This is a genomic window from Acidobacteriota bacterium (assembly GCA_003225175.1).
Classification (GTDB): Bacteria; Acidobacteriota; Terriglobia; order Terriglobales; family Acidobacteriaceae; genus Gp1-AA112.
In genome coordinates, this window is the sequence record QIBA01000046.1 from 58,268 (window position 1) to 81,648 (window position 23,381).

The 23,381-nt window shown below is 56.5% G+C and carries 19 protein-coding genes; 9 read left to right on the plus strand and 10 right to left on the minus strand.

Going from position 1 to position 23,381, the window contains the following annotated elements; genetic code table 11:
• Positions 1-21 precede the first annotated feature (21 nt).
• Positions 22-882, plus strand: coding sequence for a VOC family protein (locus DMG62_12400; protein ID PYY22655.1), 861 nt, complete (start codon positions 22-24; stop codon positions 880-882).
• 280 nt (positions 883-1,162) lie between these two features.
• On the opposite strand, the gene DMG62_12405 is transcribed toward DMG62_12400, so the two are convergent.
• From DMG62_12405 to DMG62_12420, 4 genes are all read right to left on the minus strand, one after another.
• A complete protein-coding gene (locus DMG62_12405; protein ID PYY22656.1) occupies positions 1,163-1,993 on the minus strand; it encodes a hypothetical protein in 831 nt (276 codons plus the stop codon).
• 45 nt (positions 1,994-2,038) lie between these two features.
• Positions 2,039-3,469: a hypothetical protein gene (locus DMG62_12410; protein PYY22657.1), complete on the minus strand. Its 1,431-nt coding sequence runs from the start codon at positions 3,467-3,469 to the stop codon at positions 2,039-2,041.
• A gap of 370 nt (positions 3,470-3,839) precedes the next feature.
• Positions 3,840-5,222, minus strand: a complete 1,383-nt coding sequence (locus tag DMG62_12415; GenBank protein ID PYY22658.1) for a peptidase — start codon at positions 5,220-5,222, stop codon at positions 3,840-3,842.
• A 203-nt stretch (positions 5,223-5,425) separates the two neighbouring features.
• The gene (locus tag DMG62_12420; GenBank protein PYY22659.1) at positions 5,426-6,853 is read right to left on the minus strand and encodes a metalloprotease TldD; all 1,428 of its coding nucleotides are present in this window, start codon (positions 6,851-6,853) and stop codon (positions 5,426-5,428) included.
• A gap of 298 nt (positions 6,854-7,151) precedes the next feature.
• Here DMG62_12420 and DMG62_12425 point away from each other — a divergent pair, with 298 nt between their 5' ends.
• The gene (locus DMG62_12425; protein PYY22660.1) at positions 7,152-8,357 is read left to right on the plus strand and encodes a cation:proton antiporter; all 1,206 of its coding nucleotides are present in this window, start codon (positions 7,152-7,154) and stop codon (positions 8,355-8,357) included.
• A 41-nt stretch (positions 8,358-8,398) separates the two neighbouring features.
• Here the strand turns inward: DMG62_12425 and DMG62_12430 are convergent, their stop codons facing one another.
• Positions 8,399-9,667 (minus strand): chitinase, encoded by a 1,269-nt coding sequence (locus tag DMG62_12430; protein ID PYY22661.1) that lies wholly within the window; start codon positions 9,665-9,667, stop codon positions 8,399-8,401.
• Positions 9,668-10,088: 421 nt separating this feature from the next.
• On the opposite strand from DMG62_12430, the gene DMG62_12435 reads away from it, so the two are divergent.
• Complete coding sequence (locus DMG62_12435; protein ID PYY22662.1) at positions 10,089-10,988, plus strand: energy transducer TonB; 900 nt, start codon at positions 10,089-10,091, stop codon at positions 10,986-10,988.
• 87 nt (positions 10,989-11,075) lie between these two features.
• Here the strand turns inward: DMG62_12435 and ispF are convergent, their stop codons facing one another.
• The gene (gene ispF / locus DMG62_12440) at positions 11,076-11,657 is read right to left on the minus strand and encodes a 2-C-methyl-D-erythritol 2,4-cyclodiphosphate synthase (protein PYY22663.1); all 582 of its coding nucleotides are present in this window, start codon (positions 11,655-11,657) and stop codon (positions 11,076-11,078) included.
• Positions 11,658-11,875: 218 nt separating this feature from the next.
• Positions 11,876-12,625, minus strand: coding sequence for a 2-C-methyl-D-erythritol 4-phosphate cytidylyltransferase (gene ispD, locus DMG62_12445; protein PYY22664.1), 750 nt, complete (start codon positions 12,623-12,625; stop codon positions 11,876-11,878).
• Positions 12,626-12,868: 243 nt separating this feature from the next.
• On the opposite strand from ispD, the gene tilS reads away from it, so the two are divergent.
• The 3 genes from tilS to DMG62_12460 all read left to right on the plus strand — a co-directional run bounded on the left by tilS (position 12,869) and on the right by DMG62_12460 (position 17,161).
• A complete protein-coding gene (gene tilS, locus DMG62_12450) occupies positions 12,869-14,296 on the plus strand; it encodes a tRNA lysidine(34) synthetase TilS (protein ID PYY22665.1) in 1,428 nt (475 codons plus the stop codon).
• A gap of 49 nt (positions 14,297-14,345) precedes the next feature.
• On the plus strand, positions 14,346-14,858 hold the full coding sequence (locus tag DMG62_12455) for a hypoxanthine phosphoribosyltransferase (protein PYY22666.1): 513 nt from the start codon (positions 14,346-14,348) through the stop codon (positions 14,856-14,858).
• Between the two features lie 398 nt (positions 14,859-15,256).
• Complete coding sequence (locus DMG62_12460) at positions 15,257-17,161, plus strand: cell division protein FtsH (protein PYY22667.1); 1,905 nt, start codon at positions 15,257-15,259, stop codon at positions 17,159-17,161.
• A gap of 65 nt (positions 17,162-17,226) precedes the next feature.
• Here DMG62_12460 and DMG62_12465 read toward each other — a convergent pair whose 3' ends face one another.
• The 3 genes from DMG62_12465 to DMG62_12475 all read right to left on the minus strand — a co-directional run bounded on the left by DMG62_12465 (position 17,227) and on the right by DMG62_12475 (position 19,172).
• Positions 17,227-17,934: a hypothetical protein gene (locus DMG62_12465; GenBank protein ID PYY22668.1), complete on the minus strand. Its 708-nt coding sequence runs from the start codon at positions 17,932-17,934 to the stop codon at positions 17,227-17,229.
• Positions 17,935-18,063: 129 nt separating this feature from the next.
• Positions 18,064-18,267 carry a hypothetical protein gene (locus tag DMG62_12470; GenBank protein PYY22669.1) on the minus strand — a complete coding sequence of 68 codons (204 nt, stop codon included), beginning with the start codon at positions 18,265-18,267 and terminating at the stop codon, positions 18,064-18,066.
• 89 nt (positions 18,268-18,356) lie between these two features.
• Entirely contained in the window at positions 18,357-19,172 is an 816-nt protein-coding gene (locus DMG62_12475) for a sulfurtransferase (GenBank protein PYY22670.1), read from the minus strand.
• Positions 19,173-19,444: 272 nt separating this feature from the next.
• On the opposite strand from DMG62_12475, the gene DMG62_12480 reads away from it, so the two are divergent.
• From DMG62_12480 to DMG62_12490, 3 genes are all read left to right on the plus strand, one after another.
• Positions 19,445-20,212 (plus strand): alpha/beta hydrolase, encoded by a 768-nt coding sequence (locus DMG62_12480; GenBank protein ID PYY22690.1) that lies wholly within the window; start codon positions 19,445-19,447, stop codon positions 20,210-20,212.
• 134 nt (positions 20,213-20,346) lie between these two features.
• Positions 20,347-20,682, plus strand: coding sequence for a PadR family transcriptional regulator (locus DMG62_12485; GenBank protein ID PYY22671.1), 336 nt, complete (start codon positions 20,347-20,349; stop codon positions 20,680-20,682).
• A gap of 4 nt (positions 20,683-20,686) precedes the next feature.
• Positions 20,687-23,365, plus strand: coding sequence for a hypothetical protein (locus DMG62_12490; protein ID PYY22672.1), 2,679 nt, complete (start codon positions 20,687-20,689; stop codon positions 23,363-23,365).
• Positions 23,366-23,381: the final 16 nt, after the last annotated feature.

Below are 23,381 nucleotides of genomic sequence, written 5' to 3' on the forward strand. Positions count from 1 at the left end.
CTACTTGGCGTTTCGTCCCACATGCTCCGGAGTAAGAAAGTTTTTAACGCTTCGCTAACGCGCGCAGGATTATACTTTCGCGCCATGACAACGACAGCCACATTCAAACCAGGTTCTTTCTGCTGGATGGAACTCGGAACTACCGACCAGAAAGCCGCTAAGAAGTTCTACATGCACCTTTTCGGCTGGACCGTCGATGACGCGCCCATGGGGCCAGACGAATTCTATTCAATGTTTAAACTCGATGGAAAAGATGCCGCCGCTGCCTACACGCTGCGCAAAGATCAGCGCGAACACGGCGTCCCACCGCATTGGATGATCTACATTGCCTCAGATAACGTGGACGAATCTGCCCAGCGCGCGAGCGCCTTGGGCGGAAAAGTCATCGCGCAGCCATTTGATGTCATGGACGTCGGGCGGATGGCGGTGGTGCAGGATCCAACTGGCGCCACGTTCTGCATCTGGCAAGACAAAAGACCCCGTCCCGCGGGCGCCAGAAACACCAACGGCGCATTCTGCTGGGCCGACCTCAACACTCCTGACGTAGCACGCGCCAGTGAGTTCTACACCAAGCTGTTCGGATGGAAGCTGGAGAAGGATGAAAAAGATCCTTCCGGCTATCTGCATATCAAAAATGGTGAGGATTACATCGGTGGAATTCCACCTGCGGAACACAGCAATCCGAATGTTCCGCCGCACTGGCTTCTCTACTTTGAGACCACCAACTGCGATGCCACTGTCGACAAAGCAAAGCAGACCGGCGCTAATGTGCTTTTCGGTCCGGTTTCAATGGAGAACGTAGGAAGATTTGCAGTGCTCACGGATCCACAGGGCGCAGCATTCTCAGTATTCCAGAGTGCGCGCAAAGCTAAGGTTGCGTGAGGCGCTAGTTTCAGAATGGGAAGAGCGGCCGAAAGGCCGCCCTTTTTTATTTTTGCGCTTGGGCGGGACCTACCTTATCGCTTTTATCCTGAGGCCCTCTTTTGGCCGAAGGATCTCCCGGAATGCTTCACACTTGAGTGGCCTTGGTTTGGCTTTTGGCCCGAACTCTCGTGAAAAGCCAGGAGGGAGCGATTAAGTCTGAAACATGGCGGGAGGTCCTTCGGCCAAAAGAAGGCCTCAGGATCACAAATTGTGCTATGCGCTGATTGTGATCGTTGTTTTAAGACGGGCTGTCTGCCGAAACTTCCAAGCTACCAGCTTCCGGAGACGCTGCTGCAGCCTGCGTTTCGGCTGTGACTTTCGCCTTCTTTGTCTTTTTCTTGTCAGGCTCAGGCGGAGGCGGTTCGTGGGCTGGATCGTAAAAAAGGATTCGTCCGCAGCTGTCGCAGGTCAGGATTTCGGTTCCCGCCTTTATCTCATTCCATTTTTGCGGACGCAGTAGAACGTAACATGCAGTGCAACGCTGTTCACGAGCTTCGGCAAGGGCGGTCTTGCGAGCTTTGAGAACCCGATCGTAAAGCGATAATAAATCTTCGTTGACGCCAGACCGAAGTCCGCCGCGCTCGCCCTGGAGCTCCTTCAGCCGCGCCTCATCCTTCGAGGTGAGCGCTCGCGCTTCTTCCTTTTCTCTGTCAACCTGCGCAGACTGGGTTTTCAGTTCCGTTTCCGAAGCTTTCACCTGGCGATCGAACAGCTCGCCGCCTTCCATGATCTCGAGGACCTTGTCTTCAGCTTTGCGGATCTCCGCTTGCGCGAATTCGATCTCGTGCATCAGGGCTTTATATTGCTCGTTGGTTTTTACGTCGAGCGACTGGTCGCGAAATTTGCCGATCTTTTGCTGGTACGACTGGATGTCAGACTCCAGGCTGCGCCGCTTTTGCTCCTGAGATTTCATCGCGGTCTTTGCCTGTTCGACCTTGGCTTTTGCGTCAGAGAGCTGGTGTTCGATGTCGGCAACTCGTTTGGGAAGCGCGGCCACTTCGGCGGACAGGCGTCCTATCTCGCGATCTACCTGCTCAAGTTTTATAAGCCTTTCAAGATCGGCATTCATGAATGGATAATTTGATTCTAACAGGCTGGCAGCGGATTCTGCGACCTAGAACAATGCGTAACGCATGTAGATCAATCCAGCGGCGGCGGTGCCGCCAGCGGCGGCTCCCAGCCAGAAGTTCTGCCAGCGGTTGTTCACCGTGCGCATGATTCGGCGATCGTTTGAAATCAGCAGGATAAAGATGAGGGTGGGAATCAGGAGCACCCCTGCCAGCACCATCGACCAATAGAGCGCTGTGACTGGGTTTATACGCAGAAAATTTGCCCCCGCGGCTAAAAAGACGGCGGCCGAAATCAGAACGTAAAAGCGCTTCGCCTCCCATGGCTTGTCACTCAATCCTGCCTTCCATCCCACAGCCTGCGCCAGATCGAAGCACATAGACGCCGTCAATACAGGGAGCGCGACCATTCCCGATCCGATAATGCCGATCGCAAAGACAATCGCGCCCCAATCTCCGACGGCAGGTCGCAGAGCCTCTGCAGCCTGGCGCGTGGTCATGTCAGGCGCATGATTGAACTGCAGTACAGCGCTGGTGGCCACAATAATGGAGCACGCCAGCACAAACGTAACGGCCGTCGAGATGATGGAGTCCGCGCCATGGTGCTCATGATTAGGGTCGCTTCGCGAACTCGTTTGCCAAATGATGATGTAAGGCGTAAGGAACGAGCCGAACAACGCCACGATGTTCTCCGCGTACTCGGAGCTCGCCTGCATTCGTGGCACGAAGATGTCGTGCAATAGCGTGGAAATATGCGGATGCGTGAATATCGCTGCGGCCACGTACAGGTATAACGGCAGTGAAAATAGAACCAGCGCGCGAGTGATCTTCTGATAGTCCTGGAAGACAAGGATGTACCACACGAAAAACGCAGTGGCTGCAATGAAGAACATGCGCGAGAGTCCGGTAAGAATCGACATCGCGTCGGACACGGCCATGATGTCCGCAATCACCACAACGAAATTCGTCAGCATGGTGAAGGCGGCGCCTGCGAGTGCGAATCCACGGCCGTAGTGCTCGCGCACCAGATCGAGCAGTCCCAATCCAGTCTCAACGCCGATTCGACTTGTGACCGAGAAAATCGCAAGTAGAAATGGAACCACGAGAATAACGACCCAAAGCAGCGAGTGGGCGAAGGCCGCTCCCGCAATCGTCGCCGTCACAACGGCGGAGGGATCAAGGTTCGCCGAGCCAGTTACTATCCCGGGCCCCAGACGCCAAAAACCCCATCCTTCGCGTGAAGCGGACTCTGCCGGCGTAGCGATAGGGAACTTCACCACTCGACCGCGGTCGGCGGATGATCCTCGGCGTTTTTTGTTTTCAGGGAATCTTGGGAAGTTCACTACGTAGGTCTCTCTCGATCTTACGTTCGTGCCAAAGCCGCAGCGGACGGCTATAGGTAATGGCTCCAAATGCGGCAATGGCTGCGAGTAAGAGCGTGTTGCTGGCCCACAGCAGGATGCGCGCGATCTTAGTATGCGAAATCCGCGTCAGAATGGCGGCGTTCTGAGGCGTGAGAAGCAAAGCTAGCGCGAGCGTCATCAGGCCGACACCGGCCAGAAGGCTCGTCACATTCTTCGCCCACTTGCCCTTGGAGTGATACTCGGCAAAGAGCCGAAAACCGTAGACAGTGAGCGCCGCAATGAGCACGAAGTTGACGATTACTGCAATTGCCTCGCGAAGGTGCATCTCTGGTTGTTGAGACGCTACGTAGTTATGCGGGGTTGGAATCCAGAGTAGATGTTTTCGGCTTAGTACTTTGCTTTGTGCAATTTTGGTAAGAGGCCAAGGTCTACTGCGGGCCTGGTGCACCTGGTTCGAAGAGTTAACTCGAAGATTACTAACCAGTTACTCCCCAGCTACGGTCATTCCTTCAATACGCAAAGTGGGGGCTGCGATTGAGCTACGGAACTCGAGGTCATTTCCGATGGCGGAGACGTTGCGGAACATTTCTTTCAAGTTACCCGCCACGGTGATCTCTTCCACTGGAAAGCTGAACTCACCATTCTCGATCCATAGGCCGGAGGCCCCGCGAGAGAAATCTCCGGTGACCAGGTTCACCCCGAATCCTAAAAACTCGGTCACATATAGGCCGCTGCGAATATCGCGCAAAATGTCCTTCGGGCTTTTGTCACCAGGCTGCAGATAGAAATTTCCCGAGCCGATACCAGGATTGCCGGTCAGTCCGCGAGCGGCATTACCGGTGGTTTGCAGCTTCAGCTTTCGGGCCGTGTACGTATTCAGCAGATAACTCTTCAGAACTCCGCGCTCCACGACTACTGTACGGCGCGTGGGCACGCCTTCACCGTCGAACGGAGAAGAGCCGAAGCCCCCAATCATCGTGCCATCGTCAACGATCGTAATGTTCTCCCCTGCGATCTGCTCTCCCAGCTTACCGGTCAGGTAAGAGGAATGACGATAGATGGCATCCCCGTTCACGGCGTCGAAGATGTGATCGATCAGGCCGCGCGAGACCATCGGATCGAAGACCACGGGAACCTTCTGCGTGGGGACTTTGCGAGCGCCTACGCGACGCAAAGTGCGCTCTGCTGCCTTTCGACCAACGGATTCAGGCGATTCCAGTTTCTGCAGAGTGCGGCAGGCCGAGTACCAGTAGTCGCGCTGCATGGCTGAGCCTTCCGCCTGTGCGATGGGAACCGCAGAGACCGAGCAGTACGAGCGGCGATAATCACCAACAAATCCCAGCGAGTTAGCCAGGACCTTGTACCCCGTGGCCGCGTCGAAAGAACCACCGTCGGAATTCGTGATGCGGGGATCGGCCGCCATTGCCGCCGCCTCTGCGCGACGCGCGTAGTCAATCCTGTCGGCGGCCGAGAGCGAGTAGACATCGTCGTAATAAAGATCCAGGTCCTGCTTGAGCGATCCTAGAGCAGCTGCATCGGGTAAGCCGGCGATCGGATCTTCGGAAGTCGCTCGCGCCAGCGTCATCGCGCTCGAGACTAGGCGCTCAACTCCTTCGTGGGAAAAGTCGCTGGTATGAGTTGCGGCAGCGCGCGCGCCCACAAATACTCGCAATCCCAGCGCTCGCGCGCCGGACTCCTTAAGGGTTTCAACTTCACCCAGCCGAACCAGCGTCGAGAACTCATTACCATCGCGCGCAATGGCGTCGGCTGAAGTAGCTCCCGATTTCATCGCGCGTTCCACTACTTCAACTGCGATCTCCTTGAGTCCTGCTCCGAGTTCGATTCTTTCCTGAGTTTCAATTGGCATTAAGTTTTAATCGCATCTAATACAACGGCCACTAGTGCGTTTTTGTTCCATATTGGAATATCGTGTTGAGCTCTCACCGAAAAGCGCGACCCACCAGCCGCGCAGCAAGAGTGCCGCGCCCACGGCGCTCAATTTGTTTTTTCAGACCCCCAGGGCTTACGCCGCGGGACTACGAGAATGCCGCGCTCCGGCTTTGCAGAAGATTATCCCGTTCCTCCGACCGTCAACCGATCCACCTTGATCGTGGGCATTCCTACGCCCACCGGCACGGACTGTCCGTCCTTGCCACACGTGCCCACACCTTCATCGAGCTGAAGATCATTGCCCACCATGGAAACGCGTGTAAGCACATCCGGACCGTTGCCGATCAGCGTGGCATTCTTTACCGGTGTGGTGATCTCGCCATCTTCGATCAGATACGCCTCGGAAGTTGAGAATACGAACTTACCGTTCGTGATATCCACTTGACCACCACCGAAATTCACGGCGAAGAGCCCGCGCTTTACTGACTTGATGATGTCCTGAGGATCGTCCTGGCCGGCAAGCATGTAAGTGTTCGTCATGCGAGGCATGGGAATGTGCTCGTAGCTCTCGCGGCGTCCATTGCCGGTGTTCGCGATGCCCATCAGGCGCGCTGATAGCTTGTCGCTGATGTAGCCCTTGAGAATTCCGTTTTCGATTAGCGTTGTGTGCTGCGTGGGAGAACCTTCATCGTCGACGTTGATTGAGCCACGCTTCGATGGCATCGTGCCGTGGTCAACCACCGTGACCTTCTCGCTCGCGACTCGCTTGCCAACGAGTCCGGCAAACGCCGAAGTTTTTTTGCGGTTGAAATCAGCTTCGAGTCCATGGCCCACGGCTTCGTGGAGCAGAACACCGGGCCATCCGGGACCGAGCACAACTTCCATCTCTCCCGCGGGAGTCTCTCGCGCATCGAGTTGAATGATCGCTTGTCGCGCCGCTTCGTGAGCGAAGTACTCAGGAGTTTTCTCGGTCTGGAAATACTCGATGCCAACACGCCCACCTCCACCGGAGTTGCCACGTGCGGAGTTCGGACCGTCTTTGGCGATGCAGAAGATGCTCATGCGTGCCAGAGGCTGCGAGTCGGAGGCAATTACGCCGTCGGATCCGACTACGAGAATCCGGCGCAGTTCATCGGCGTAGCTGGCACGAACCTGAACGATTCGGGAATCATGGTTGCGACTGTGCCGGTCTGCGCGCTGAAGTAGCTCGACCTTTGCTGCAACCTCGGCATCAACGGAGGGTGAGGCGACGGCGTACAGAGTATGGCCGCCTGTCGGGTCCTTAAGATTTACGACCGGCTGCTTGTTCGGGCCGCTGGCGATCAGCGCCGCAGTCCGGGCAGCCCGCAGAATGCGCTCCGGGGAGAGATCGTCTGTGTAGGCGTATCCGGTACGTTCGCCCGAGATCACGCGGACGCCGCAACCCGCCGAAATGCCTTGAGTTGCCGACTTGATTAGTGACTCATCGAGGCTTAGCGAAGTTGAAGTGTGATACTCGAAGTAGAGATCAGCATAGTCGCCGCCCGCCGACAAAGCCTCTCCCAGATACCGTTCCAGATCCCGGTTCGTGAGACCGAACTTTTGAAAGAAAAATGCGCGATGGTCCATGAAAAACCAGCTTCTAAGCGGCTAAGCTCCTGAGCTGCTAGCCTGCCTCCATCAGATTAACACCGAGCTTTTCCAGCAGCACGACGAAGCCGGATTTGATGGCCTCCGGCTTATTTCCCAGCAGTCTGCTGCTCTTCGATTTAGGTACCAATTTTGTCTCAGATTTTCCATTCCCTTAGCTCAGAAGATTAAGAGATTAGCGGCTTAGGAGCTTACCTGGCGCATTCTGGCATATCATCCAGCTACTCTGGATTTCAGTGGCGCGCAGCTTAGGTCACGGTGACAATGGATACTCGGCATGACGCACGGCGCCGATCCATTTCTGCTACAGCTCCTGGTGATCTTCCTTTGGGCGAAGATCTTCGGCGAACTCTTTGAGCAGCTCTCATTGCCTGCGGTGCTGGGAGAGATCCTCTCAGGCGTTGTGCTCGGTCCTTATCTCACCGGTTTCATCATTCCCAGCCAAGCCACCACCTCAATCGGCGAACTCGGCGCGATCTTCCTTCTTTTTACTGTAGGTCTTGAGACGAGGCCCAAGGAACTGATTCGCATCGGCGCATCCGCATTGGGAGTCGCTCTTGCCGGCGTTGCCTTGCCGTTCCTGATGGGACTCACCTTCCTCCTCATTCGACATCATCCCGGTCACGAAGCCGTCTTCATCGCAGCTGCTATGGTGGCAACCAGCGTCGGCATTACCGCGCGCGTCCTGGAGGACCTCGGCGTACTGCAGACACGCCCTGCAAAGATCATTTTGGGAGCCGCGGTTTTCGACGACATTCTCGGCATGGTGCTGCTTGCGGTGGTGGTGGGCTTCGTCTCCTCCGGCTCGATCGCCTGGATCCAGCTGAGCGTGCTACTGGCGGAAGCGGTCGGATTCGCGCTGATCATGATCTTCTTCGCGCCACGCGTGATTCAGCGCATGCGTCCCGGATTGGAACGGATGGAAACGCACAATGCCCCACTCGTTCTGGCTCTGGCCATTTGTCTCGCGCTCTCTGTAGGAGCGGAAAAGATCGGTATGGCCGCAATCATCGGCGCCTTCTTCGCGGGATTGGCTTTCGCCGAATACGCCCCGGAATGGCACCTGATGCCGCGCGTCGCCGGCATCAACGAATTCCTGGCTCCGTTCTTCTTCTTCGTGATGGGAGCCAAGCTCAACCTGAGCGTCTTCAACGGATCGTTATGGCTCGCGGCCAGTGTAATTGCGGTTCTCGCGATTGTTTCCAAACTTGTTGGTTGCGGACTTCCGGTTCTGCGCGAAGGCAGGGATACTGCATTGAAAGTCGGAGTAGGCATGACACCGCGCGGAGAGGTTGGGCTGATCATTGCCCTGCTTGGTCTGCAGATGAAGATGATCTCCGACGCCGCTTACGCAATCGTTGTTTTCATGACCGGAGCGACTACAATCTTCGCACCGATCGCGCTGCGATTCCTGTATCGCAAGCAGGAGCGCAAGGACGTGGTTCCACAATACGACACGGGAGAGACTGTCGAGAGGGTTTGAAACTGAACGCCTGCATGTTGCATCTCCAGCTTCGAATCATGCTACTTAGCTGCTAAGGCCTTCAACAAGTCCGCCTCGCTTGTATCTTGACCCATATCCCAGAACATAAGGCCAGCGAGGCCGTGCTGTCGTACGTATTGCCGCTTTGCCTGCAGTGCCTCGGGACAGTCATAGCTGAAGAACTCTCCCTTGTTCCAAATTGAACACGTGGCGCTCTTTGGATAGAACTGCCGGTCAGCGCTGCCCGGCCACGCCTTCAGGTTGCGATATTCGGGGGATGACTTTGACGCCTCCTTTGCAGGCTGGTAGAGGCCGTGATTTGCGTTGCCAACGCCAGTCCATCCCTTGCCGTAAAAAGGCACTCCCAGCATGATTTTTCGTGCCGGCACTCCTGTGTGTAAGAAATCTTGTACTGCATGCGCGCCGAAGTGCGTGTCTTCGGGCGGCTTCGACGGGTCAGCTGGATCATGAAAGAGCGCGCTGTGCAGGTTCGTGACCTTCTCGCCGTTCCAGTGCATGTCGTACGCCATGATGTTGATGTAGTTCATATATCGGCCAAGCGTTCTCAGGTCGTAGTGCTTGTAGTCTTCTTGCGTCGCGGGAATTGCCGCAGTGAGCAGCAGTCCTGGACGAACGGCGTCGAGTTGGCGCCGGAACTCGGCGGCCATCACGTTCAGATTCTTGGTGTCTTCTGGGCGCCCGGGAATCAGGCCGCCGTCAACAGGATATTCCCAGTCGATGTCAACTCCATCGAAGATCCCGGGCGCGTGAATTCCGGAGGCGAAGTTGCCGTGGACATACATGTCAATACAGGAACGCACAAAGGCACGGACATTTGCAGGATGCGCCGCATCGGAAAAGCCCTCAGAGTTGATCCAACCGCCCAACGAGATGAGGATTTTCAATTTGGGAAACTGCTTCTTGAGTTCCTGAAGTTGATGAAAGGTGCCGCGCAGTTGATTCGGGTCTGTCGAGTCGGCTGCGCCGTCAACGCTGTCGCTTGCCGAGTATGCGCGCTTCAACTCCAAATTGGCATCCAGAAGCTGGCATCGGCTCTGTGAAATCTTTCCGAAGGCGTAGTTGAGCTGCGTGAGCAAGCCGGCCGCGCCGTTCGTCGCAAGCTGCTTCAGGGGATAGTCGCCGTTGGATGCGTGGCGTTCGGCGTAGTAGCCGACGAGTTGTGGGTGGGCAGCTTGAGCCGAAGCCAGAGTGGGAAGGAGCAGGACGATTAAGGCTGCCAGCCTTGACGTGGATCTGGGCGCTCCTGCGCGGATGTTGACTTCTCTTTCGGAGGGATCGAGCCGCTGCATTCCCTAACTGTAAAGCAGGTCTATGTCTTCCACCGGCTCAGGCGGCCGGAACCGCGCAAGCAAGACCCTGCTATTTCGGAATGACAGAATGTCGAAGAACGGCTCATACTTCACCTGATGACGCGATTACCCGGTTCTTCGCGAGCGCCAAACGCGCGCGCTAACCCAGATCTTCTGCAGAGAGACACGAGCGAGGACTCAACAATGCTTTCGTCCCATTTAAGTGGCGAAGGCATCTACCCCGTGTTATCGTCTGTGACTATTATTAGCCTGATTTTGGCTTGTTTTGTGTACATTGCCCTGTGAATCCTGACAGGACCTGGCGGACGTACTAGAGAGTATTAAGAAAATTCCTGCCTTGCTAGCGCAAGGTCTTGGAACTTTTTGGTGCGAAGACGGTCTATACTACGGAGTACGACTGATGGCTACCTCGGCCCAACCGGCACCTCGACTTCCCGGCTCGGGAGGTGTCGCTCCGCCTAAAGAACCGACCGACATTCTGCCAACACTGTTTGGCGAAGGGTACGGCACTTATGCCGTGCAGTCGCGAAATTTCTATACATCGATTCTTATCCACACAGTTGCGTTGGCATTGCTGCTCTATGTCACGCATCAGGTAGTCACGCATCGCGTGCAAATCGCTCAGGCGCTCGGTCCAGTCGTCGATATTGGCGCTTACATTCCTATGCCTTCTGCGGCAAAACAAGTCGGCGGCGGTGGTGGTGGTGGAGATCGCGACAAGCTCGAAGCCAGCAAAGGCGTTCCGCCAAAATTCAGCATGCAGCAGATCACGCCTCCGACTGTTGTAATTCGCAACGATCATCCAAAGCTGGCGGTTGAACAGACCGTGATGGTTCCACCGCAAGTGAGGATCAATCAGGTAGGACCGATTGGATCTCTGACCAGCGTGCTGAGTGTGCCCTCAAACGGCACAGGATATGGTTCCGGTGTCGGAGAATCGTGCTGTGGCGGTGTAGGCAATGGGAATGGACGCGGAGTGGGACCTGGCGACACGGCGGGGATTGGCGGTGGAGTGTTTCAGGTTGGCGGCGGCGTAGCCCCTCCGCGAATTAAGTACCAGACCGAACCGGAATTCTCAGAAGAAGCCCGCAAAGCCAAGCATCAGGGAACAGTCGTGGTGCGAGCGACGGTCGGTCAGGACGGGAAAATCCACAATCCTCACGTGGTTCGTTCCCTTGGTCTGGGACTGGACGAAAAAGCTATCGAAGCAGTCAATCAGTGGCTCTTTGAGCCTGCGATTAAGGACGGACGCAAGGTAGCGGTTTACGTCGATATTGAAGTGAACTTCCGGTTGTATTAGTCCCGTTCTGTGAGCCCCAAAAACAGTTCTGATTTCTACCCTCTTGGTGAGCTCCCCGAATGCTGCGACTTCGGCGCTCAGTGAGAGCTACTTCTTAGTCGGTGTCCTCTCAAGTCCCACGTCCCTGACAAGTTTTTTCACCACTTCATCGACGTGGTTGTCGGCTTCCAGGAACGCGGCGGCGACTTCCAGTCGCTTGTGATCTTCGTGCTTCTCAAGCAGAACCACCACATGAGCGATCGCGGCTTTCTCGGTTCCCATACCTTCAGGAGTCTTAGCCTTCACGCCGACATCTTCCCGTGAGATCTCCAGAAGCTGCGCAATACTTTCTCGAATGCGGTCTGCGACAGGCCCGATCTTGGGAGCATCGAGGATTAACGTGGAATCCACATTGCAAACTTCCCATCCCGCTTCACGAACCTTCGTCAAGGCTTGCAGCACAAAGGTAGAGGAGTCGGCCCCCTTCCATTGCGGATCAGAAGGAGGAAAATAGCTTCCAATATCGCCCGCGGCGATCGCGCCGAGCAAAGCATCGGTGAGCGCATGCAGCAGCACGTCGCCGTCGGAGTGCCCCGCGAGTCCATGCGTATGCTTTAGCTCGACGCCGCCAATCCGGAGCGGCACGCCTTTTTTGAATTCGTGCGAATCCCAACCGTAGCCAATGCGCATTTAGTTCTTATCCGGAAAACCTATGATGACGTGGGGATCAACGATACACAAAGAGCCGGAATATCGGGAGATGCCATCCGGTGATCGGATGCAGTAAGAACAACACGATCGGGGCATTCGGCGTTCTGCCAGTAGGCGATTTTGTGATTATTAAGCAGGCCTACAGACACAAAGCCGACAGCTAATGGACCATGTCTTTACTTCGCCCGATGGTCCGATCACCTGATCACCCGATTCTTCCTGTCTCCGTGGTGAAGTTGCTTTGCATAAAACTCTGCCAGTTCCATATCCGACGGCGTCGTGATCTTGATATTCCTGGGCGATCCCATCACTACCGCTACGTCATATCCCGCTCGTTCAACCAGTGATGCCTCGTCGGTGCCGATGAATCCGTCTTGCGCCGCATCGTCGAAGACTCGCTTCAGCAAGTCGTAGCGAAATCCTTGAGGGGTCTGCGCCATCACTACCCGCTCGCGGGGAACTGTTGACGTAATAATTGCGCCCTCGGCGGTGCGCTCGACTTGTTTGATGGTATCAACCGCCGGCAGCCCGGCAATTGCGGCGCCATGTTTGGCTGCAGCTTCGATCACATTCTCGATGATTTCCGAGTCGACGAACGGGCGAACCGCGTCGTGAACCAACACTACATCGTGCGCGTCGGCCTTCACCGTGGCTAGCGCATTCGCTACCGAATGCTGGCGGTGATCACCACCTACAAGTACGTGCATCTTCGGACGAAGGCGCTGCCCTGCCAGGAAATCGCGCAGGCGCTCGGCTTCGTTCTCCCGGACGGCAATGTAAATGTCGCTTACCTCCGAAACCTGCGAGAACTTCTCCAGCGTGTGCAGCAGAATCGGCTTGCCCGCGATCTCGGCGAACTGCTTCGTGGTCTGCCCCGGACGAACGCCGGACTGCGCAGCCATGCGCGTTCCCAATCCCGCCGCGGGAATGATGACCACCACTCTCATGGGAAGCGAAGTATAAGCTTCGCAGTCCCACCTAACAAACCGTGATTTCGCCGGGCAGGCGAAAGGCAAGACTGAACACCGAGGACACGGATGGACAGGTGGTTCGTGCTCGGTTCGTCGGTAGTGCTCATTTCGGGAGCGAAGTTACAGATACTTGCTCTTCCTACGTTCCCTCTCCGACCCGTGTTCCGCTTTTGCTTTGTCCGTGACACCATGTCCCGGTGGTGAAAAAATAATTCTGTGATGACCTTGTCGCAGCGCGTGGCCGAGTACATTCAGGCACACGCCCTCATGCGTGCGGGAGAGCGCGTGGCTATTGCTGTTTCCGGCGGCGCGGATTCGGTTGCGCTGTTGCGAGTTCTGCTTCAACTTCGTGATGGGTTGGGAATCGTGATCTCAGTTGCGCATTTTCACCATGGCATTCGTGGAGCTGAAGCAGATGCAGACGAAGCTTTTGTTGCGGACCTTGCCGGCACTCACAATCTCGAATTTCATGTCGACCGCGGCGAGGTTCCGGCACACGCCAGGAACAGCAACGTCAGCCTCGAGACTGCGGCTCGCAATCTGCGTTATGAGTTCTTTGCGAGAGTTCTGCGGGAACAGCGGACAGATTGCATTGCTACTGCGCACAGCCTGGACGATCAGGCGGAGACGGTTCTCATGAAAGCGTTACGAGGTGCAGGCAGCCGCGGACTCTCTGGGATTTTCCCTGAGCATCGTCTCGATATGGGAAAGATTGTGCGTCCGTTGCTGGGCGTTAACCGGGGGGAGCTGCGCGATTACTTGCGGACGCTCAACCAGGAATGGCGGGAAGATGCAACCAACAAAGATTTGAGTCTTGCTCGCAATCGTCTTCGTGATCGTGTCCTGCCGATGCTGCGCGAAGAGGTGAATCCTTCAGTTGATCAGGCGCTGGCTCATTTGGCCGAGATCGCGCGAGGTGAAGAGCAGTATTGGAATGAGCAAATCTCCCGGCTTCTGCCTTTGCTCGTCGTGCCGGGAGAGCCTGCGCGTGGCGGCGGGCGTCGACAGACCGCATCCGCAAGCATCGCCATTGACATCCAGAAGCTCTGTCAACATCCTTTAGCAGTTCAACGCAGACTGTTGCGCACCGCCGCGGAAAAGATGGGACGCAGCATGGAGTTTGAGCAAGTCCAGGAGGTACTCCAGCTCATCACACAACGCGCAGAACGAGGCACGCAGAGCAAAGTAGTCGAGATCGGCGGTGGGTGGAGGGTGCGCCTGTTGTTCAGGGAATTGCGTTTTGAGATGGCAAAGCCGCAAGCACCGAATTCGGGTTATGCGCTTCCATTGCTTGTTCCGGGAGAGGTCCGTGTTGAGGCGATCGGAACAACCATTCGCGCGCGCATCTCAGAAGACAATGGAAACGCAAAGAATGCATCGTATAATCCGCACTCAGTTCGACTCCCCAGAATCACAGAACTAATCGTACGCAACTGGAAGGCTGGAGACCGCTTCCGGCCTGCGCGTCACAATTCCGAGAAGCGGGTTAAGGAGCTGCTCTATCCGTTGCATTTGAGCGAGGAGGAGAAGCAGCTTTGGCCGGTAGTTGCAGCCGGGGATCGGATCGTTTGGGTGCGTAGCATCGAGTCGCCAGAATTGCGCACTGAGACCGGGAAACGGCTCTCGATCGAGGAGAGCGCCGAGTAAGCCCTGGAGTTCGGGGCGCCAGATCTGAGGGACTGGAACCCAACGACCAATGGCACCGAAAATCCTGCTCACCGCCGAGCAGATTCAGCGACGTGTAAAGGAAATCGGGCAGCAGATCTCCCGCGACTATGCGGGTAAGAATCTGATGTTGGTGTGCGTCCTTCCTAATGGCTTCGTATTTGCCGCGGATCTGCTCCGAGCGATCGATATTCCGGTAAGCTGCCAGTTCGTGCAGCCTCATAAGCAGTCCACTCCGGGTGACAGCTCACACGTCAACATTCATTATGGGTCGGCATTTGATGTGAAGGGGAAGAATGTCGTGCTGGTGGAAGGCCTGATCCAGTCGGGCCACACGACTGAATTCCTTCTTCGCACAGTTCTCAGCTGGAATGCCGCCTCGGCCAAGCTGGTGGCGCTGATCGATAAGCAAAGCGCCCGCCGCGTACCGGTCCAGGCCGACTATATGGGATTCATTCTGGAAGAGACTTTCGTGGTCGGCTACGGCATGGGTGATCCAGAATACGGGCGCAACTTGCCCTATATTCAGGGCGAGGCAAGGTAGTTTTCGTGCCGAATCCAGTGTTTTCCTGCTAAAACAACCCATTTCTTTGCCCCCGTTATCCCATAAGCCCGCAATCCGTCTAAATCGGTAAACCGTTCCCGAAATATACCGAAGGCCGAGTGCCGAAGCCGACGGTTCTTTCGCGCCTTAGCCCGAACCACGGTGTCTAATGGATAGGAACCAAAGTTGTAATGGCTTATTTTCGAGCCAGCTTTCTTGGCGGAAACCAGATACAATTTCGCTGGGAAGTTGCTTCGAAAGCCCCTCTGGGGCATCTAAGCAGTGAGAACTCCGCAGGGTTAGCAAGCCAGCCCACCGGGGATTTGTAAGTCTGTAGCTGGGGCATGACTTGCGCCAGCGTTACGGGCTCGTGAGGGGTAGGTTTAGGAGCATTGAAATTGAACTCAACCGTTAAGACCGTGGCCTTCTGGCTGGTGATCCTGCTTTCTGGGGTGTTGCTCTGGCAGGTGGTGAAGGCTGGTGGCAGTGCTAACAAGGAATCCGAGATCACGTTCTCGAAGTTTCTGCAGGATGTCGATCGCGGAGACGTTAACGATGTCACCATCGTCGGAACCAGTGAGGTGCACGGCAGGTACAAGAGCGGCGGAGCCGGCTTTCGTACCACTGCATATGCCAATTACCCGGAGATGATCAAGAACCTTCGCGACAAGGGCGTGAACATCACGGTGAAGGATAACTCGGGCAATGGTTGGCCGACTTACCTGTTGAATCTCTCCCCACTCATTCTCTTCGCCGCCTTGTGGTTCGTGATGATCCGCCAAATGCAGACTGGCGGAAATAAAGCGCTTTCCTTCGGCAAGAGCCGCGCCCGGCTGCTCTCGATGCAGCAAAAGAAGGTCACATTCAAGGATGTGGCAGGCGTTGATGAAGCCAAGGAAGAGCTGAAAGAGATTATCGAGTTCCTGCGCGAAGCGCAGAAGTTCCAGAAGCTTGGTGGACGCATTCCCAAGGGAGTGCTGCTCGTTGGACCTCCCGGAACTGGTAAGACTTTGCTTGCCCGCGCAGTTGCCGGCGAGGCGAATGTTCCATTCTTCTCCATCTCCGGTTCGGATTTCGTCGAGATGTTTGTCGGAGTTGGAGCGAGCCGTGTGCGCGACCTGTTCGAACAGGGCAAGAAGAACGCTCCCTGCATCATCTTCATCGACGAAATCGATGCTGTGGGACGTCATCGCGGCGCTGGCCTTGGTGGCGGACACGATGAACGTGAACAGACTCTGAACCAGCTGCTCGTTGAAATGGACGGCTTCGAGTCGAACGAAGGCGTGATTCTGATCGCTGCCACCAACCGTCCGGACGTTCTCGATCCGGCGCTTCTGCGTCCCGGTCGCTTCGACCGTCGCGTCGTGGTTGCGCGACCTGACGTTCGCGGACGTGAAGAGATTCTGCGCGTACACACCCGCAAGATTCCCATCGGGGACGATGTCGATCTCTCGATCCTTGCTCGGGGCACACCAGGATTCTCAGGCGCCGATTTAGCCAATATGGTGAATGAGGCAGCACTAAACGCAGCTCGACAAAACCGCAAAGCGGTTTACATGTACGATTTCGAGCTGGCGAAGGACAAAGTTCTCATGGGCGCAGAGCGCAAGTCGATGCTGCTCTCCGATCACGAGAAGAAGGTTACGGCTTACCATGAGGCTGGACACGCGTTGGTCGCAGCTATGCGCGACCATGCTGATCCGCTGCACAAGGTGACGATCATCCCGCGCGGAATGGCGCTCGGCGTCACAATGCAACTACCGATCGATGATAAGCACACCTATACGAAGGAATATCTCGAAACTCGTCTGGCCATCATGATGGGCGGACGCGTTGCTGAAGAGATCTTCCTGCAGCAGATGACTACCGGTGCCGGCAATGATATCGAGCAAGCGTCTGATCTCGCTCGCCGCATGGTCTGTGAATTCGGAATGAGTTCGCTCGGCCCGATCACTTTCGGCAAGAAAGATGAACAGATCTTCCTCGGTCGCGAGATCAATCAGCATCGCGACTTCAGCGAGGAGACTGCGAAACAGATCGACAAGGAAGTGCGTCAGCTGGTGGACGCAGGATACCAGGGTGCGACGCTGATTCTGTCGAACAACAAGGAGGTCATGCACCGTATGTCCGCAGCCCTCCTTGAGCGCGAAGTACTTGATGCCAACGAAATCAAGATGATTATCGAAGGCAGAGAACTTCCTCCCATCAAGATGCCTTCCAGTGGCGATGGCGTGCAGCAGGTGCTCAAGCCTGAACCGGCTCGCAGTCCCGGTTTGGCTCCAGGACATCCGTCCCCGGCATAACACATACAACAGCTAAAATCGCGGGCAGCCGAACATGGCTGCCCGTTCTGTTTGTGGTACCCCCCTCAATCCCGTGGGGTCACTTGCCTTCTGATCCTCTTGGACCTCGTCCGACTAAATTCGTTTATGTCTATGTTGTCCAGCACCGCAAGGCCAAAGTTGTCGGGTGCGGTGTCCTGTCCTTCGTCAAAAACGATGCTTATGCTTCGGACCGAACTGGTAATCGGCGGGAAGGCCTGCGCCGCAGTCCAGCGCAGCCGAATCCAAAATCCAGTACTCGTCTGCAGAGGTGGCGGGGAAGCGCAGCCGACGAAATGGGTGACATTATCCTCGGTCACAACGTTGAACCTGGGTGCGCCGGCGCCGCAATGCGAACCCCTTGGATCAACAAATGCATCCGGTTTTCGAATGTCATAGCCCAGTTCGGTTAAAGTGATGCCCCTAACACCTGTAATCAGGGCGCCGGCTGAAGCGTTATTTGCCGTAGGTCCAGTCTTTGCCAATAAGAGTCCCTCGACCGCTTTGTCTCGATCATCTCCCGTCGGACAGCCTGGTTCCTGGTAGGTAATCGTCGGCGACGTAGAAGGGTAGACAGCGATTGGTGCTGACGTAGGGCATCCAGTGCCGGATCTCCATTCCGCCGCTACAAGCTGTGAGCCGGCGGGATCGAACTGAAACGGTACAACGTTGAACGTTCCGGAATTATCTTCGCCGGACTGTGCCGCCGCGACGGTGCACAGACCTGCAAGGGCCAAAATTATCGCAATCTTCATGGCGAACCTCCCGTTAGGGTTAAATTTGGGTGGTTTTAGGTTGAAGAGAGAGCGTGCATGGAACGATGAGGCTATCCATGTCTAGCTTGGGACTAATTCCTGAATTGCATCCCGGCTGGATGCATTGACCTAGAAGCACTGGAAGAGCGGTCTGGTTGCCCAAAGGCGAGCGAAATTGAAATTCCATGCCAGGTCATATGGCGGAAATGCCAAAATGGGAAAATTGAGGTTTCCCAGACCATTACCCCCTGTTTCAAGGAACCGAGATCCAGCTAAGCGCTGGCAGATTGGGTAACGGCGATCTTTTCCACCGGAAAGCCGCGCGAAATCCATCCATCGAGCCCACCTTCCACTGGACGGACGCGGGTAATGCCTCGCCTCTTCAGTTTCAGCGCCACCCGGGCGCTGGTCGCTTCGTTTGGTCAGGTGCAGTAGAGGATGATGTCGCGATCGCGCGGTATCTCCCCGTGCCGTTCCTCCAACTCCTCCGGCGTGAGACGCAGCGCGCCGGGAATCTGCACCGAATCTTCGTCAAGTGTGAACTCGTTGCGCAGATCGACCACAATCGCGCGCCCGCTCTCGAGTTCTTCTCTCAATTCCTCAGGCCCGATCCGGGAAACGCGCAGCTTGCGGATAAATCGTTTGCGCTGGATGTGCTTGAAAGTGATCCACGCCGTCGCTGCCAGAAGAACAATCAGCAGCATCGGTAGTCCCGAGTGACGCAGGAGGGAAAGAATGTCCTCCACTTCCCGATGAAAGATCCTTCCGGTCAGCAAAACCGCGCCTGCCCAAAAAAGCGTTCCGCAAATGTCATAGGCGAGAAATTTGAGCCAGGACAATCGAACGATGCCGGCCATTGGCTGAGCCACGATATTCAATCCGGGCAAAAACTTGGATATCAACAGTGAGTTCGCCCCGCGCTTCATGAACAAATTTTCTGTGTTCCTGACGCAGGAATCGGGTTCAAGAGAAATGCGGCACAGGAGGCTGAGAATCTTCCCCCCTTTTGCCCGGCCAAGCTGGAACCACATCAGATCGCTCAGGAAAGCGCCACAGAAGGTCAGCAGCCAAAGAATGTGAAAGCTGATCTTACCCTCCGCGCTGAGCGCCCCCGCAGTTAGCAGCAAGGGCGCGGAAGGCAGAGGCATGCCAGCCTGCTCCGCCAGCACCCAGAAGAAGATCACTGAGTACCCGTGGTGGATCAGGAAACGTGTCAGTTCTGCAGTTTCGTGGCCCATTGATGTGAGGTTTAAGGCAAGCTTCCGGCGTTAATCGCGCTGTCGCGCTCTGTTGTTAGAGTATTCGGGATTGCCTTGGGAGACAAAACCTTTCTCAGCGCGCTGTCTCCCAGGACTAAAAACAGTCGCGTCCTCCAAAGAGCCTGCCCCTGAATGAAATGGCAGACGCGAAGGAGCCCCATCTCTCCCCGCGCGACATTCTTTCACGTGACAGCTTTCGCTTGCGTTCATTCCTGGCAGCCATCCAGCGACTGATATGCTGTTCGCCGCGAATGCAAAACAGCGAGCACATCCTAACCGATACACCTCCACTGGCTGACGCGCGGTTGCGCTACGGCAACGATGAATATCAATTCGGCGATCTGCGCCTTCCCCAAGGTAATGGGCCATTTCCCGCGGCGATGTTCGTTCATGGCGGGTTCTGGCGTGCCCGCTACGATCTCAAGCATGCGAGTTTCCCTTGCGCGGCGCTCACGAAAGCTGGCTTCGTTAGTTGGAATGTTGAGTACCGCCGTGTCGGAAATCCCGGCGGAGGCTGGCCCGGAAGCTTTGAAGACGTAACCGCCGGATATCAATTCCTGCGGCAACTGGCCGGCAGATACCCGATTGATACCAGGCGCCTGATCGTTCTCGGACATTCCGCCGGCGGGCAGTTGGCGCTCGCGCTGGCCGCACATCACAACTCCATGCGTGCGGTAGTCTCGCTGGCCGGAGTCGTGAATCTGCGTCGAGCGTGGGATCTGCACCTGAGCCACGACGCCGTCGCTGAATTTCTGGGCGGCGATCCACAGCGCGTTCCGGAACACTATCACGAAGCGTCACCCGCCGAACTCGACATTCACTGCGAGCAGCTCCTGATTCATGGAGCTGACGACGATACGGTTCCCGCACAGATGAGCCGCGACTATGCGAGGCAGAAACTTCGGAAACGGGAGAACGTCAAGCTACTCGCGATTCCTAAAACAGGACACTTTGAAATTGTGGATCCGGAATCCAGGGTGTGGAGTGACGTACAGACGGCTCTGCGGGCTCTGATCTAGCTGCTATAGGCCGGCGCATCAGGAGAGCCGTTCATCGAATTGATGAACTTTCGTCCCCGCCTTCTGACGAGCTGACTTCCCACTTGCCGATCACATCTTGACAATCATAATGAGCAAGACTAATGTTTTGACCGATGGACGAAACCAACACCGATGTCATCCAGGGAACGCTCGACATGCTCATCCTCAAGACGCTCAGCCTCGAGCCGATGCACGGCTTCGGAATCGCGCGTCGTGTTGAGCAGATATCGCGAGGAGTGTTCAAAGTGAATCCAGGATCGCTGCTTACAGCATTACAGCGGCTGGAACGCGCCGGATGGCTCGATTCCGAGTGGCGGCAAACTGAGAACTCACGCCACGCCAAGTTCTATGCACTCACGCGCGCAGGGAAAAAGCAGTTGGAGCTCGAGACCGCGGACTGGAACCGGCGTGCGTCGGCGATCGCACGATTGTTGAAAGCTGAGGTCTGACGGCATGTCTCTTTGGCGACAACTAACGCGCGGCCTGCGCGTGCTCACGAACCGCGTTGCAGCCGATTGCGAACTTGCTGAGGAGCTGAAAGACTACTTCGAGCAGGCGACCGCGAGTTTCGAAGCAAGCGGGCTCACGGCAGAGGAGGCCCGCCGCGCCGCACGGCTCGAAATCGGGAATGCCATGCTCGTCCGCGAGCAGGTCCGCGCCTATGGATGGGAGAACCGGATAGAGACGTTGCTGGCTGATTTGCGCTACGCCGCTCGTCAATTGCGTAACAACCCAAGCTTTGCGGCAACGGCTATGCTGATTCTCGGTCTCGGCATTGGTGCTACGACCGCGATCTTCAGCGCGGTAAGTCCAATTCTGTTTCAGCCCCTGCCATACCCGCACTCCGATCGAGTAATGATGATCTTCGAGCAGCGCGACGGCGGCTCACGCCTGCCAAGTTTCGGCACCTATGAAGGGCTCTCCGAGCGCAGCCACTCGTTCGATGCAATGGCTGTGATGAAGCCCTGGCAGCCGGCGATGGTGGGAATCGGCGAGCCAGAGCTGTTTGAAGGACAGCGGGTGAGCGCAGCGTACTTTCGTGCCCTTGGAGTGTTCCCCGCTCTCGGACGCGATTTCCAGGCTGCAGATGATCTGGTGAACGGACCGAATGTCGTAATCCTGAGCAACCGGCTATGGCATCGCCGTTTTGCTGCCGATTCACAAATTGTCGGACGCCACATCACGCTCGAGAACAGCAGCAGCCAGCTCGCACCCAGCAACAGTTTTACCGTGATCGGGGTAATGCCCCGGGACTTCGAGAATGTGCTTGCTCCCTCGGCCGAACTCTGGGCGCCCTTGCAGTACGATCCATCCCTTCCTCCGGACTCAAGAGAATGGGGACATCATTTGCGCATGGTTACGCGCCTGCAACCCGGCGTAACGAAGGAACAGGCAAAAAGTGAACTCGATGCGCTCCTGCCGCCGTTCGGAAAGGCGCACGCGAAGGGATTCGAAAGCGCCGGAGGAATTCCTACTGGCGTAATCGTGACTTCCCTGCATGATCACATAACCGGCGATGTGAAGCCGGCGCTGCTGGCGATCCTCGGAGCGGTGATTCTGGTGCTCCTCATCGCGTCGGTCAACGTTACGAACCTTCTGCTGGCTCGCGGCGCACAGCGCCGCGGAGAGTTTGCTGTACGCGCGGCACTCGGCGCCGGACAAAAGCGCCTGCTGCGCCAGCTCGTCACTGAAAGCCTGCTACTTGCCATGCTGGGCGGGACCTTCGGAATTGCGGTTGCCATGTTGGGAGTTCGCGCACTGGTAGCACTCAGTCCACCAGGACTGCCAAGAGTTGACGCGATCCGTGTGGACGGCGCAATGCTCATCTTTGCGCTGGGAATTACTACTTGTATCGGATTACTTGTCGCACTTACGCCTGCCCTTCATGCTTCGCGCAACGATCCGCATGAAGGACTTCAACAAAGCTCTCGCCGAAGCAGCCGCGAGCATCAGCTTGTCCGGCGTTCTCTCGTCGTTTCTGAAGTTGCTCTCGCACTGGTGCTGCTGGTGAGCGCAGGGCTGCTGCTGCGCAGCCTCGAACGTCTATTCTCTGTCGATCCCGGCTTTGATGCCTCACATATTGTCACTATGCAAGTGCAGGAATCGGGCAATCGATACGCACACGACGATGCCCGCGCCCGTTTCTTCGAACAGACTTTGGAAAAGGTTCGTCATCTTCCCGGTATTACTTCGGCAGCATTCGTCAGTCAGTTGCCGCTGAGCGGCGACTATGAAGTTTATGGAATTGAATTTGAAGCCTACCCACATGACGACGAGGCTGCCTTTCGTTATGCCGTCAGTCCCGATTACTTCAAGACGATGCGAATTCCTCTTCGCCGAGGGCGGCTGCTCGATGAAGAAGACCGATCCGGAGCCCCGGTCGCCGTCCTGATAAGCGAGTCCCTGGCCAAACGCAAGTTCCACGATCGCGACCCCATCGGACAACGCGTGCGCATGGGTCCCAATATGGGCCACGCAGATAAACCTTGGGCGACCATCGTCGGTGTGGTCGGCGACGTGAAGCAGTTGTCGTTGGCCGTCAATGACGCGGAAGCCTTCTACACCACGCCTGGGCAATGGGAGTGGGTGGACAATACGCAATCGGTAGTCGTGCGGGCAAAAGGGAACGCCGCCTCGCTTGCTTCGTGGGTGAGGGACGCGATCTGGTCTGTGGATAAGGATCTGCCGGTCGTGCGCATCGCCACAATGCATAGCCTTCTCGCCCAAACAGAGGCCCAACGACGCTTCGCACTGATCATCTTTGAGGCATTCGCGCTGGTTGCACTGGTGCTTGCAGCGACTGGCATTTACGGCGTGCTGTCAGGCAGCGTCACGGAGCGCATGCGCGAGATCGGTGTGCGCGCCGCCTTGGGAGCATCGCGCGAGAGCATCGTCAGACTCGTGGTGCGCCAGGGCATGACGCTCACCACATGTGGCGTGGCAATCGGTTTGCTCGGGGCTGCCGCAGCCAGTCAGGCGATTGTCGCGATGCTGTTCGGAGTCTCACCGCTAGATCCTATGACCTACGGCGGCGTCATTGTTTTGCTTGGAGGTGTGTCACTTCTAGCCTGTGCCATTCCCGCGTGGCGGGCATCCCAGGTGGATCCGGCAATCACTTTGCGCGCGGAGTAGATCTCCCGTAGAGACG

Coding starts and splice junctions, on each gene's coding strand:
- DMG62_12455 (PYY22666.1), top strand. CDS start 14,346: ATGGCACCGAAAATCCTGCTCACCGCCGAGCAGATTCAGCGACGTGTA.
- DMG62_12480 (PYY22690.1), top strand. CDS start 19,445: ATGCAAAACAGCGAGCACATCCTAACCGATACACCTCCACTGGCTGAC.
- DMG62_12465 (PYY22668.1), bottom strand. CDS start 17,934: ATGAAGATTGCGATAATTTTGGCCCTTGCAGGTCTGTGCACCGTCGCG.
- DMG62_12420 (PYY22659.1), bottom strand. CDS start 6,853: ATGGACCATCGCGCATTTTTCTTTCAAAAGTTCGGTCTCACGAACCGG.
- DMG62_12415 (PYY22658.1), bottom strand. CDS start 5,222: ATGCCAATTGAAACTCAGGAAAGAATCGAACTCGGAGCAGGACTCAAG.
- DMG62_12430 (PYY22661.1), bottom strand. CDS start 9,667: ATGCAGCGGCTCGATCCCTCCGAAAGAGAAGTCAACATCCGCGCAGGA.
- ispD (PYY22664.1), bottom strand. CDS start 12,625: ATGAGAGTGGTGGTCATCATTCCCGCGGCGGGATTGGGAACGCGCATG.
- DMG62_12490 (PYY22672.1), top strand. CDS start 20,687: ATGTCTCTTTGGCGACAACTAACGCGCGGCCTGCGCGTGCTCACGAAC.
- tilS (PYY22665.1), top strand. CDS start 12,869: ATGACCTTGTCGCAGCGCGTGGCCGAGTACATTCAGGCACACGCCCTC.
- DMG62_12435 (PYY22662.1), top strand. CDS start 10,089: ATGGCTACCTCGGCCCAACCGGCACCTCGACTTCCCGGCTCGGGAGGT.
- DMG62_12400 (PYY22655.1), top strand. CDS start 22: ATGCTCCGGAGTAAGAAAGTTTTTAACGCTTCGCTAACGCGCGCAGGA.
- DMG62_12425 (PYY22660.1), top strand. CDS start 7,152: ATGACGCACGGCGCCGATCCATTTCTGCTACAGCTCCTGGTGATCTTC.
- DMG62_12485 (PYY22671.1), top strand. CDS start 20,347: ATGGACGAAACCAACACCGATGTCATCCAGGGAACGCTCGACATGCTC.
- ispF (PYY22663.1), bottom strand. CDS start 11,657: ATGCGCATTGGCTACGGTTGGGATTCGCACGAATTCAAAAAAGGCGTG.
- DMG62_12475 (PYY22670.1), bottom strand. CDS start 19,172: ATGGGCCACGAAACTGCAGAACTGACACGTTTCCTGATCCACCACGGG.
- DMG62_12405 (PYY22656.1), bottom strand. CDS start 1,993: ATGAATGCCGATCTTGAAAGGCTTATAAAACTTGAGCAGGTAGATCGC.
- DMG62_12470 (PYY22669.1), bottom strand. CDS start 18,267: ATGGATTTCGCGCGGCTTTCCGGTGGAAAAGATCGCCGTTACCCAATC.